At 45.0% G+C, this 13,343-nt stretch carries 6 protein-coding genes; 4 read left to right on the top strand and 2 right to left on the bottom strand.

Annotated elements, in window-relative coordinates; translation table 11 throughout:
* Nucleotides 1–206: 206 nt before the first annotated feature.
* Nucleotides 207–1,055, bottom strand: a complete 849-nt coding sequence (locus FZ952_RS09335) for a methyltransferase domain-containing protein (protein WP_148881472.1) — start codon at nucleotides 1,053–1,055, stop codon at nucleotides 207–209.
* A gap of 55 nt (nucleotides 1,056–1,110) precedes the next feature.
* The gene (gene tyrS, locus FZ952_RS09330) at nucleotides 1,111–2,367 is read right to left on the bottom strand and encodes a tyrosine--tRNA ligase (protein WP_148881471.1); all 1,257 of its coding nucleotides are present in this window, start codon (nucleotides 2,365–2,367) and stop codon (nucleotides 1,111–1,113) included.
* A 195-nt stretch (nucleotides 2,368–2,562) separates the two neighbouring features.
* On the opposite strand from tyrS, the gene pbp1b reads away from it, so the two are divergent.
* From pbp1b to FZ952_RS09310, 4 genes are all read left to right on the top strand, one after another.
* Complete coding sequence (gene pbp1b, locus FZ952_RS09325; protein WP_148881470.1) at nucleotides 2,563–4,941, top strand: penicillin-binding protein PBP1B; 2,379 nt, start codon at nucleotides 2,563–2,565, stop codon at nucleotides 4,939–4,941.
* Nucleotides 4,942–5,403: 462 nt separating this feature from the next.
* Nucleotides 5,404–8,970 (top strand): DNA-directed RNA polymerase subunit beta, encoded by a 3,567-nt coding sequence (gene rpoB / locus FZ952_RS09320; RefSeq protein ID WP_148881469.1) that lies wholly within the window; start codon nucleotides 5,404–5,406, stop codon nucleotides 8,968–8,970.
* 40 nt (nucleotides 8,971–9,010) lie between these two features.
* Nucleotides 9,011–12,655, top strand: a complete 3,645-nt coding sequence (gene rpoC / locus FZ952_RS09315; RefSeq protein WP_148881468.1) for a DNA-directed RNA polymerase subunit beta' — start codon at nucleotides 9,011–9,013, stop codon at nucleotides 12,653–12,655.
* Between the two features lie 245 nt (nucleotides 12,656–12,900).
* Nucleotides 12,901–13,278 (top strand): DUF1033 family protein, encoded by a 378-nt coding sequence (locus FZ952_RS09310; protein ID WP_148881473.1) that lies wholly within the window; start codon nucleotides 12,901–12,903, stop codon nucleotides 13,276–13,278.
* The last annotated feature ends 65 nt before the right edge of the window (nucleotides 13,279–13,343 follow it).

The raw sequence follows: 13,343 nt of genomic DNA, 5'->3' as shown, positions 1-13,343 counted from the left end.
AGCGACGTCTAGCGCCATAGAGCCCTACGACTTTACAAGACACCACTACTTTAACATAAAGAAAAAGTAGTGAGTACTCTCTCCCGTCGGAGATTTCTTCACTACTAATCTTAGTATGTTTTCTACAACAAAAGAGGCTCCATAATCCCTGCGGTGGATTTACCCACTACAGAAATTATAGAGCCACTTTTTGTCTCAGGTTCTTTTTATTTCACTTTTCCGATGAGAATGGTGGCTGCAATGGTCACTTGGGTGAGGTCGGTCCAGTCTATCTGGTCTTGATCGACATGAAAGAGCAGTGGTGTCATAGCTAAAAGAGCTGCTCGACTTTCAGAAGTCAAGGACTGGCTGGACTCGACATTGACCTCGGAGATAATATCGAAATGCTCTTGGAAATGCTGGATGACTTCTTGGTTAGAGTAATCCTTGTTGCTGAGCTGTCTAGCGGCTTTTTGGCGAATTTCCTGAAGGTGGCGCTCGGTGGGGATGACCTTGATGAGGAGGGCATTGTCAGACATGACTCTCCGAAATTCCTGATAATTGGCTGGAGAAAAGATGTCTAAAATGATGTCCATGCTGGCATCTTGTAGCGGTAGCTTGGCTAAATCTCCAACGAACCAATTGACTGCTAAACTGCTGTCGCTTTTGGCTGCCAACTGGATGGAATCTTTTGAAATATCGAAAGCATAGAGCGTCTTATCTGGGAAGTGCTCTTGGATCTTTCTAGCGTAGTAGCCTTCGCCACATCCAACATCGAGGACAGTCTTAAAAGCTGGCTCTTCCTTCAATATCTGGATAAGGCTGTCGGAGATTTGCTGGTAAAATCCAGCTTCTAAAATCAACTGCCGATTCTGAAAGCTTGTCTTATCGTAGTCTTTAGATTGTTTGACTTGGGGTGCCAGATTGACATAGCCAAACTTGGCCAAGTCGTAAGAATGGCGATGGTGGCATTTGAGGCTATTTTCCATCAGCTGTAGTTCTTCCTTGCAGATGGGGCAGACAAAAGCGGTCGCTGTGGCAAAGCGAGCGAGTTTTGGTTTCAAGTTTGTATTCATAGTTTTAAGTCTAGCAAAAAAAGGACTGGATGGCAAATGCCTCCAGTCTGTTTTATTAGTATGTAAGGACGAAGTATTTCTTCTTACCGCGGCGGATAACAGTAAGTTCATTTTCGAGTTTGTCGCTATCCCCCAAGACATAGTCAAGGTCTTGGATGCGGTCGCCGTTGACATAGATAGCTCCGTTTTGAACATCTTCGCGGGCTTGGCGTTTTGAGTTGACCACACCAGAAGATACGAGGATTTCCACGATGTTAAGGTTCTCGTCAGCTTGGACTTGGTAGTTTGGCACGCCACGAAGTCCTTGTTTGAGTTCTTTGACAGACAGGTTTTTGATATTTCCAGCAAAGAGTTGCTCGGTGATATTGAGGGCTTCTTTGTAGGCTTCTTCACCATGGACAAGAGTCACGACTTCACGAGCGAGGACTTTTTGAGCCAAGCGTTCGTGTGGAGCAGCTTCAAACTGTTTGCGGATTTCTTCAATCTCATCAAGTGACAAGAAAGTAAAGATCTTCAAGAAGCGGACTGCATCAGCGTCCATAACGTTCATCCAGAATTGGTACATTTCGTATGGAGAAGTCTTGTCAGCATTAAGCCAAACTGCGTTGCCTTCGGATTTACCGAATTTTTTACCAGTCGCATCGGTGATGAGTGGAACGGTGATGACGTGGCCTGTCTTATCCGCTTTGCGGCGCATAAGCTCAGTGCCGGCGGTCATATTGCCCCATTGATCAGAACCACCGATTTGCAGGGTTACATTATGGTCTTGGTTAAGAACAAAGAAGTCGTAACCTTGCATAATTTGGTAAGCAAATTCAGTATAAGAAATTCCTGTTTCAATCCGTTTTTTCACGGATTCCTTGCTCATCATGTAGTTGACTGTGAAGTATTTGCCGACATCACGCAGGAAGTCAATGAAGCTAATGCTGCCAAACCAGTCGTAGTTGTTGACCATGACAGCCTTGTTTTCGCCGTTTTCAAAGTCAAGAAAGCGAGAAAGTTGTCCTTGGATAGACTGAACCCAGCCATCAACGGTTTCCTTGGTTTGCAGGCTACGCTCTGCATCTTTAAAGGATGGGTCGCCAATCAAACCCGTTGCACCGCCGACGAGGGCGTAAGGCTTATGGCCAGCTAACTGTAAGCGGCGGCTGGTCAAAATAGCCACTAGGTGACCTAAGTGAAGACTGTCTGCTGTTGGATCGTATCCAGTATAATAAGAGACTTGCCCTTCTTCTAAGGCTTTACGCAAAGCTTCTTCATCAGTCGTCTGAAAAATCAAACCACGTTCTTGCAGCTCATCAAAAATGTGCATATCTGTCTCTCCTTTTCTAAAATAGCAAAGATTTTTCCCTTGCTCAATTATTTTTTTGTTTTATCCCTCTATTTTATCACAAACCCGATAAATAGCAATGACTAGTCAAAAAATAATTGGTCTAAAAGCGCTAGAATTAGGTATTTCTTGATATAAACTGCTAATGTTTGTTATAATAGTCAAGAAGGAGAATCTATGTTGAAACAAGTAATGGAAAAATTAACGCTGTTTTGGAAGCAGTTCAAACAATTTTTAAGAAAAACATATTTTGCAGAAACAAATGAGAAGGAACGCTGGGGCTTGGAGGATATAGCTGCTCTTATTTTGCGAACTCTCAAATTGTTGGTGAATGTGGCTTTCGTCTTTATTCTTTTTGGGATGGTTTTAGGAGCAGGAATCGGGGTCGGCTATGGAGCCAGTCTCTTTAGCAAAACAGAAGTTCCTAATAAGGAAGAACTTCTCCAGCAAGTTTATAATATTTCTGGCATTTCGAAACTGACCTATTCAGACGGTAGTTTGATTTCAGAGATAGATAATGATTTGCTGCGGATTCCAGTTGAAAGTGGAGCGATTTCAGATAATGTCAAGAAAGCCGTGATTGCGACGGAAGACGAAAATTTTGAAAGCCATAATGGCGTTGTTCCCAAGGCGGTGCTTCGGGCGACATTGGGTTCGGTTGTAGGCGTTGGCTCGTCTAGTGGTGGTTCTACGCTCACGCAGCAGCTGATTAAGCAGCAAGTCGTTGGTGATGCTCCGACTTTTAAACGAAAAGCAGCAGAAATCGTGGATGCTCTGGCTTTGGAACGCTATATGACCAAAGATGAAATTTTGACGACCTATTTGAACGTTTCGCCTTTTGGACGGAATAATAAAGGCCAGAATATTGCAGGAATCGAAGAAGCGGCCCAAGGGATTTTTGGTGTTTCGGCCAAAGATTTAACTGTTCCGCAGGCAGCTTTTATTGCAGGTTTGCCACAAAGTCCGATTGTTTATTCGCCTTATGCAGCTGATGGCAGCTTAAAAACTCCGGAGGACATGTCTCTTGGTTTAACGCGGGCTAAAAATGTTTTATACAATATGTACAGAACAGGGAAATTGAGCGAAGCGGAATATCAAGAATACCTCAATTATGATTTGACGAAGGATTTCAAACCCTCAGAAAGTGCGGAGAAATCTTCTCATGATTATCTATATTTCACTGCTTTTGAGGAAGCCCAAAAAGCCATGTATGATTATTTGATTCAACGAGACAATGTTTCTCAGCAAGAGCTGAAAAATAATGCCACGGTTAAATCCTATCGCGAACTTGCAGCTAAAGAACTGAGAGAGGGTGGCTATACCATCACAACAACCATCAATAAGAGAATCTATGAAGCTATGCAAAACGCTGTGGTGAATTATGGCGGGGTGCTAGATGATGGGACAGGTACGATTGAAGTCGGGAATGTTCTGATGGACAATTCGACTGGTGCTGTTCTTGGGTTCGTTGGTGGTCGAGATTATTCAGCCAATCAAAATAATCATGCCTTTGATACAGAGCGTTCCCCTGGCTCAACTATTAAACCTATCATGGTCTATGGTATTGCCATTGATCAGGGGATGATGGGCAGTGCCAGTGTCCTGTCCAACTATCCGACGAATTTCTCCAGTGGGGAGCCGATTATGCACGTGGATAGCCGTGGGACAGCTATGATGAATCTCCAAGAAGCTCTCAATACTTCATGGAATATCCCGGCTTATTGGACTTACCGCGCACTTCGTGAAAAGGGAGTCAACATCCGAGGCTATATGGAAAAAATGGGCTACTATATTGATGACTACAGTATTGAGAGTCTGCCAATGGGTGGGGGAATTGAAGTTTCTGTTGCCCAGCATACCAATGGCTTCCAGACTTTGGCCAACAATGGAACCTACCACGAGAAGTATATGGTAGAGAAAATCACGGATAAAGATGGCAAAGTCGTTTATGAGCATAAGGCAAATCCTGTTCAGGTTTATTCACCTGCAGCTGCAACTATTATGCAAGACTTGATGCGCGGTGTTCTCAATTCTGGCGCGACCACTACCTTTAAATCACGAATCAGTCAAGTCAATGGAACACTGGCGGGAGCAGACTGGATTGGCAAGACAGGAACAACCAACAGCAACGGTGACATGTGGCTCATGCTGTCAACTCCGAAAATGACACTAGGCGGCTGGATTGGTCACGATGATAACACATCAATGGCCGCCTTAACGGGTTATAATAACAATGCGGCTTATATGGCCTATATGGTTAACGCCATCTATGAAGCGGATCCAAATGCCTGGGGAGTTGGAGACCGATTTAATCTTGATTCTAGTGTGATTCACTCATCTGTTTTAAAAGCTACTGGTGAAAAACCGGGTACGGTTACGGTGAATGGGCGCTCCATCACCCTAAGCGGTCCGACTGTTACAAGTTATTGGGCTAAAAATGGTGCTCCAACGACAAGCTATCGCTTTGGAATCGGAGCGACAGATTCTGACTATCAAAAAGCATGGTCCGCTATTTTGGGAGGTAGTACGTGGAATACTAATCGTAACACTCGTTAATTTATTACTTGGTGTGCTGAAAATAAATAGTAAGTACATTGATAAATAAATTTAGGCAAGGCGAGTTGAAACTCTTGAATTTTTACATAATTATGGTATAATGATACTAATAATTTGTCGTGTGCTTTATTTGAAATATTGTCCAATTAAAGCCTACAGCAGTTAAATCAAACTTTAAATAAGTCAGATTTAGCTGCTCTTTTTGTGTCTATTTTTAGGAAAATAAATTGAGTAATGTAAATTTAAAGATTCTGAAAATTATGCAGAAAGGACTAATTGCAGCTGTCTTGGTGTACATCAAACGGCAAAACAAAAGGGTGCTACCCTTAACCACAATTAATGAGTGAACTTGAGAGTATTCAAAAGAAAGACAAACTATTTTCATTTACCTGAAAAAAGCTTATTAGCTAATTTCTCGAACTCTTAATTTTCTCATCATCTTTACAAAAAGGAGTTAGAAACTTGGCAGGACATGAAGTTCGATACGGGAAACACCGTACCCGTCGTAGTTTTTCGCGAATCAAGGAAGTTCTTGATTTGCCAAATTTGATTGAAATCCAAACGGATTCATTCCAAGATTTTTTGAATCATGGTTTGAAGGAAGTATTTGAAGATGTGCTTCCTATTTCAAACTTTACCGATACCATGGAATTGGAATTTGTCGGCTATGAAATCCGTGAGCCTAAGTACACGCTGGAAGAAGCCCGCATCCACGATGCCAGCTATTCAGCACCTATCTTTGTGACCTTCCGCCTGATTAACAAGGAAACTGGTGAAATCAAGACTCAGGAAGTCTTCTTTGGCGACTTCCCGATCATGACTGAAATGGGGACCTTCATCATCAACGGTGGTGAACGGATTATCGTATCCCAGCTGGTGCGTTCGCCAGGTGTTTATTTCAACGATAAGGTTGACAAAAACGGTAAAGTCGGTTACGGTTCAACCGTTATTCCTAACCGCGGAGCTTGGTTGGAGCTAGAAACAGACTCAAAAGATATTGCCTATACTCGTATTGACAGGACACGGAAAATTCCATTTACTACTTTGGTTCGTGCGCTTGGTTTCTCAGGTGATGATGAGATCTTGGACATCTTTGGTGACAGCGACTTGGTGCGCAATACCATCGAAAAAGATATCCACAAAAACCCAATGGACTCTCGTACGGACGAAGCTCTGAAAGAAATCTATGAGCGCCTGCGTCCAGGTGAGCCTAAGACGGCTGAAAGTTCACGTTCTCTCCTTGTGGCTCGTTTCTTTGATCCACATCGTTATGATTTGGCAGCAGTTGGTCGTTATAAGATTAACAAAAAACTCAACATCAAGAACCGCCTGCTCAATCAAACATTGGCAGAGCATCTGGTAGATGCTGAAACAGGAGAAATCCTTGTCGAAGCTGGTACAGTTATGACTCGCAGTGTGATCGACAGCATTTCAGAGCAGCTGGACAGTGGCTTGAACAAAATCACTTATATTCCAAATGATTCGGCTGTTCTTCTTGAACCAGTTGAATTGCAGAAATTTAAAGTTGTCGCTCCGACTGATCCAGATCGCGTTGTGACTATCATTGGGAATGCGAATCCGTCTGACAAGGTTCGGACTGTAACACCAGCTGATATCTTGGCTGAGATGAGCTATTTCCTCAATTTGGCAGAAGGCATCGGTCGCGTGGATGATATTGACCACTTGGGGAACCGTCGTATTCGTGCGGTTGGTGAGCTTTTGGCTAACCAAGTTCGTCTGGGACTTTCTAGGATGGAGCGTAACGTTCGCGAACGGATGAGCGTTCAGGACAATGAAGTGCTGACACCTCAACAAATCATCAACATCCGTCCAGTAACTGCAGCTATTAAAGAATTCTTTGGTTCTTCTCAGTTGTCTCAGTTCATGGACCAACACAATCCGCTATCTGAGCTCTCTCACAAGCGTCGTCTGTCTGCCTTAGGACCTGGTGGTTTGACACGTGACCGTGCTGGTTATGAAGTACGGGACGTGCACTATACTCACTACGGTCGTATGTGTCCGATTGAAACGCCTGAAGGACCAAACATCGGTTTGATCAATAACTTGTCTTCTTACGGACACCTTAACAAATATGGCTTTATTCAAACGCCTTACCGTAAGGTGGACCGTGAAGCTGGTGTGGTAACCAACGAAATCGTTTGGCTGACAGCTGATGAGGAAGATGAATTTATCGTAGCGCAGGCTAACTCTAAGCTGAATGAAAAAGGTGGCTTTGCAGAGCCTATCGTTATGGGACGCCACCAAGGTAATAACCAAGAATTCCCATCAGACCAAGTAGACTACATGGATGTATCGCCTAAGCAGGTAGTTGCCGTAGCGACAGCATGTATTCCTTTCTTGGAAAATGACGACTCCAACCGTGCCCTCATGGGTGCCAACATGCAACGTCAGGCTGTGCCTTTGATTGATCCAAAAGCGCCTTATGTCGGCACTGGTATGGAATACCAAGCTGCCCACGATTCTGGTGCAGCGGTTATTGCTCAGCATGATGGTAAGGTTACCTATGCGGATGCAGACAAGGTTGAAGTCCGCCGCGAAGATGGTTCTCTTGATGTTTACCAAATTCAAAAATTCCGCCGTTCTAACTCAGGTACTGCTTACAACCAACGTACCTTGGTGAAAGTTGGTGATGTCGTTGAAAAAGGCGACTTTATCGCTGACGGACCTTCTATGGAAAAGGGAGAAATGGCTCTGGGACAAAACCCAATCGTTGCCTATATGACATGGGAAGGTTACAACTTCGAGGATGCTGTTATCATGAGTGAGCGTCTGGTGAAAGACGATGTCTACACCTCTGTTCACTTGGAAGAATACGAATCAGAAACTCGCGACACCAAGCTTGGCCCTGAAGAGATTACCCGCGAAATTCCAAACGTAGGGGAAGATGCTCTGCGCAATCTGGATGAAATGGGGATTATCCGCATTGGGGCGGAAGTCAAAGAAGGCGACATCCTAGTCGGGAAAGTCACTCCGAAGGGTGAAAAAGACCTTTCTGCTGAAGAGCGCCTGCTTCATGCCATCTTTGGTGACAAGTCTCGTGAAGTTCGTGATACCTCTCTGCGTGTGCCTCACGGTGCTGATGGTGTCGTTCGTGACGTGAAAATCTTTACCCGTGCTAATGGTGATGAGCTGCAATCTGGCGTTAATATGCTGGTTCGCGTCTACATCGCTCAGAAACGTAAAATCAAGGTCGGAGATAAGATGGCTGGTCGTCACGGAAATAAGGGGGTTGTATCCCGTATCGTTCCTGTGGAAGACATGCCTTACTTGCCAGACGGAACACCAGTTGATATCATGTTGAACCCACTCGGGGTACCATCTCGGATGAACATCGGTCAGGTTATGGAGCTTCACCTTGGTATGGCAGCCCGTAACTTAGGTATCCATATTGCGACGCCAGTCTTTGATGGAGCTAGCGCAGAAGACCTCTGGGATACGGTCCGCGAAGCTGGTATGGACAGCGATGCCAAGACTATTCTTTACGACGGACGTACCGGTGAGCCGTTTGACAACCGTGTATCTGTTGGTGTCATGTACATGATCAAGCTCCACCACATGGTAGATGATAAACTCCATGCCCGCTCAGTAGGACCTTACTCAATGGTTACCCAACAGCCGCTCGGAGGTAAAGCTCAGTTTGGTGGACAACGTTTTGGTGAGATGGAAGTTTGGGCCTTGGAAGCTTACGGTGCTTCTAACGTTCTGCAAGAAATCTTGACTTACAAGTCAGATGATGTCAACGGACGTTTGAAGGCTTATGAAGCTATTACCAAAGGAAAACCAATTCCAAAACCAGGTGTGCCAGAATCCTTCCGCGTTCTTGTCAAAGAATTGCAATCTCTTGGTCTGGACATGCGCGTTCTCGATGAAGATGACAATGAAGTGGAACTGCGTGACCTAGACGAAGGTGAAGATGATGATGTGATTCACGTTGACGATCTTGAAAAAGCGCGTGAAAAAGCAGCTCAAGAAGCGAAAGCAGCTTTTGAGGCTGAAGGAAAAGAATAAGAATTCACACTGATTAGAAAATGAAGAAAGGTAAGAAATAGTGGTTGATGTAAATCGTTTTAAAAGTATGCAAATCACCCTAGCTTCTCCAAATAAGGTCCGTTCATGGTCTTATGGGGAAGTGAAGAAACCTGAAACAATCAATTACCGAACCCTGAAACCAGAACGCGAAGGCCTTTTTGACGAGGTTATCTTCGGTCCAACAAAGGACTGGGAATGTGCCTGTGGTAAGTACAAACGAATTCGTTACAAAGGAATCGTCTGTGACCGCTGTGGTGTTGAAGTGACCCGCGCCAAGGTTCGCCGTGAGCGTATGGGCCACATTGAATTGAAGGCACCTGTTTCACATATTTGGTACTTTAAAGGAATTCCAAGCCGCATGGGTCTCACTTTGGATATGAGCCCACGTGCCCTGGAAGAAGTCATTTATTTTGCGGCTTATGTGGTGATTGATCCTAAAGATACACCGCTAGAGCACAAGTCAATCATGACGGAACGTGAGTACCGTGAACGGTTACGCGAGTACGGTGCAGGATCATTTGTAGCCAAAATGGGAGCAGAAGCTATTCAAGACCTCTTGAAACAAGTGGACTTGGAAGCTGAGATTGCTGTCCTAAAAGAAGAATTGAAAACTGCCTCAGGCCAAAAACGGGTTAAGGCTGTCCGTCGTTTGGATGTCTTGGATGCCTTCTACAAGTCTGGCAATAAGCCAGAATGGATGGTTCTTAACATCCTGCCGGTTATTCCGCCAGATTTGCGCCCGATGGTTCAGCTGGATGGTGGTCGTTTTGCGGCTTCTGACCTCAATGATCTCTATCGACGGGTTATCAACCGGAACAACCGTTTGGCTCGTTTGTTGGAACTCAATGCCCCTGGTATCATCGTTCAAAATGAGAAACGGATGCTTCAAGAAGCGGTTGATGCTTTGATTGACAACGGTCGCCGTGGCCGTCCAATTACTGGACCAGGCAGCCGTCCACTCAAGTCTCTGAGCCACATGCTCAAAGGGAAACAAGGACGTTTCCGTCAAAACTTGCTGGGTAAACGGGTTGACTTCTCAGGTCGTTCCGTTATTGCCGTTGGTCCTACGTTGAAAATGTATCAATGTGGTGTGCCGCGTGAAATGGCGATTGAGCTCTTCAAGCCGTTTGTGATGCGGGAAATCGTTGCCCGCGACATCGTGCAGAACGTCAAAGCTGCGAAACGTTTGGTAGAGCGTGGAGACGAGCGTATCTGGGATATTCTGGAAGAAGTGATTAAAGAACACCCAGTGCTCCTTAACCGCGCACCGACCCTTCACCGTTTGGGTATCCAAGCCTTTGAGCCAGTTCTGATCGACGGTAAAGCTCTTCGCTTGCACCCACTGGTCTGTGAAGCCTACAATGCCGACTTTGACGGTGACCAAATGGCCATCCACGTTCCATTGTCTGAAGAAGCGCAGGCTGAAGCTCGTATCCTCATGCTGGCTGCTGAGCATATCTTGAACCCGAAAGATGGTAAACCAGTTGTAACACCATCTCAGGATATGGTCTTGGGTAACTACTACCTGACCATGGAAGAAGCAGGACGTGAAGGCGAAGGTATGATCTTTAAAGACCGTGATGAAGCTGTGATGGCCTTGCGTAATGGCTATGTCCACTTGCACACTCGTGTGGGTATCGCGACAGATAGCCTCAACAAACCTTGGACAGAAGATCAAAAACACAAGATCCTCATGACCACAGTAGGTAAGATTCTCTTCAACGACATCATGCCAGAAGAGCTACCTTACCTGCAAGAGCCAACCAATGCTAACTTGACAGAAGGTGTTCCAGCTAAATACTTCTTGGAGCCAGGTAAAGACATCAAGTCTGCTATTGAAGCCCTAGAGCTAAATATTCCGTTCAAGAAGAAAAATCTAGGAAATATCATCGCTGAAATCTTCAAACGCTTCCGCACCACAGAAACATCTGCCCTGCTGGACCGCTTGAAAGACCTAGGTTACCACCATTCTACTCTGGCTGGTTTGACAGTGGGTATCGCTGATATCCCAGTTGTGGAAGACAAGGCAGAGATCATCGAAGAGTCTCACAAGCGTGTGGACCAAATCACCAAGCAATTCCGTCGCGGTATGATTACCGATGACGAGCGCTACAATGCAGTTACTGCTGAGTGGCGTGCTGCCCGTGAAAAATTGGAAAAACGCTTGGTTGCCAACCAAGATCCGAAGAACCCAATCGTTATGATGATGGACTCTGGAGCCCGTGGTAACATCTCAAACTTCTCACAGCTTGCCGGTATGCGTGGTCTGATGGCTGCGCCAAACGGACGTATCATGGAGTTGCCAATTCTTTCAAACTTCCGCGAAGGTTTGTCAGTACTCGAAATGTTCTTCTCTACTCACGGTGCCCGTAAGGGTATGACCGATACGGCCCTCAAGACAGCCGACTCAGGTTACCTGACTCGTCGTCTGGTTGACGTTGCCCAAGATGTGATTATCCGTGAAGACGACTGTGGTACAGACCGCGGCTTGCTTATCACTTCTATCACAGAAGGCAAGGAAATGATCGAGTCTCTGGAAGAACGTCTTAATGGTCGTTACACTAAGAAAACTGTTAAACATCCAGAAACTGGTGCTGTCATTATTGGTCCAAATGAATTGATTACCGAAGACAAGGCGCGTGAGATTGTCAATGCTGGTGTTGAAGAAGTAACCATCCGCTCCGTCTTTACATGTAACACCCGCCATGGTGTCTGCCGTCACTGTTACGGTATCAACTTGGCGACTGGTGATGCGGTTGAAGTCGGTGAAGCAGTCGGAACTATCGCTGCCCAATCTATCGGGGAACCTGGTACACAGCTGACCATGCGTACCTTCCACACGGGTGGTGTTGCCTCTAATACCGATATCACTCAGGGTCTTCCTCGTGTCCAAGAAATTTTTGAAGCCCGCAATCCGAAAGGGGAAGCGGTCATCACAGAAGTCAAGGGTGAAGTTACTGCTATCGAAGAAGATGCTTCAACTCGTACCAAGAAAGTCTTTGTTACAGGTGCGACTGGTGAAGGTGAGTATGTGGTGCCATTCACAGCCCGCATGAAGGTAGAAGTGGGCGACCAAGTTTCCCGCGGTGCTGCCTTGACCGAAGGTTCTATCCAACCGAAGCACTTGCTGGCTGTTCGTGATGTCTTGTCTGTTGAAACCTATCTGCTTGCTGAGGTACAAAAAGTTTACCGCAGCCAAGGGGTAGAAATCGGCGACAAACACATCGAAGTAATGGTTCGTCAGATGATCCGCAAGGTTCGTGTCATGGATCCGGGAGATACCGATCTTCTTATGGGAACTCTGATGGATATTACAGACTTTACAGATGCTAACCGTGATGTGGTTATCTCAGGCGGTGTTCCTGCGACAGCCCGTCCAGTTCTCATGGGAATCACCAAAGCTTCTCTTGAGACAAACAGCTTCCTGTCTGCAGCTTCCTTCCAGGAAACAACTCGTGTCCTGACAGATGCTGCTATCCGTGGTAAGAAAGACCATCTGCTCGGACTCAAGGAAAATGTTATCATCGGTAAGATTATCCCTGCTGGTACTGGTATGGCTCGTTACCGTAACTTGGAACCACAAGCAATCAATGAAGTTGAAATTATTGACGAAGTTGTGGAAACAGCTGAGACTGAAGAAGTTGAAACAACTGTAGAATCATAATGTAGCTCTTTGTCAACTGTCATAGGTTGCTATCAGCTAAGACTTGGAGAGGATCAGTTTGGTCTTCTCCTTTTTTACTCTGAAAGAGACCAGCAGACTATGTCTTGAGAGCTTGATTAATAGCTGCTTATGCAGTGATATCTGTGTTTTTTGTACAAAAATAAAACTTTGTCCAAGCTGTAAGCAAAATAGTTTCATTATCAAAGGATTTTATATATAATATACGGTACAAAGAGAGGATGCGTATGTACTGTGTAATAGAAATGTTTGGGGATTGTGAGCCTTGGTGGTTTTTGGAAGGCTGGGAAAGCGATATTATCGAGAAAAAGCAGTTCGCAGACTATTATGATGCTTTGAAATATTATAAATTACGCTGGGAGGAGATGGTGGCATGCTCACCATTTTATAGCAGTCGCAGTGATTTAATGACTATTTTTTGGGATCCTAAAGAGAAAAGATGGTGTGAAGAATGCAATGAAGATATTCAGCAATATCATTCCCTCTTTCTACTGGAAAATGAATGTCGGATTTCTGAGGATAAATTCCGTCCAGGTTATGTTAGGCAAAATGGGACAGAAAACCATCGGGCCTGCCCTGTGAGGATTAAAACAATTCAAAAATAGAATAAAATATGAAGGTTGGGATTTTTCTCAGCCTTTTCTTTTTTCTTTTGCGAATAATAAGGTAA

It is taken from the genome of Streptococcus sp. Marseille-P7376, assembly GCF_902460385.1.
GTDB lineage: Bacteria > Bacillota > Bacilli > Lactobacillales > Streptococcaceae > Streptococcus > Streptococcus sinensis.
Note: the sequence above shows the minus strand (reverse complement) of the source record. Positions and strands in the feature narration are given on the sequence as shown.

What these genes read in the sequence shown, in the direction of transcription:
- tyrS (WP_148881471.1), bottom strand. Translation starts at nt 2,367, where the DNA reads ATGCACATTTTTGATGAGCTGCAAGAACGTGGTTTGATTTTTCAGACG.
- FZ952_RS09335 (WP_148881472.1), bottom strand. Translation starts at nt 1,055, where the DNA reads ATGAATACAAACTTGAAACCAAAACTCGCTCGCTTTGCCACAGCGACC.
- FZ952_RS09310 (WP_148881473.1), top strand. Translation starts at nt 12,901, where the DNA reads ATGTACTGTGTAATAGAAATGTTTGGGGATTGTGAGCCTTGGTGGTTT.
- pbp1b (WP_148881470.1), top strand. Translation starts at nt 2,563, where the DNA reads ATGTTGAAACAAGTAATGGAAAAATTAACGCTGTTTTGGAAGCAGTTC.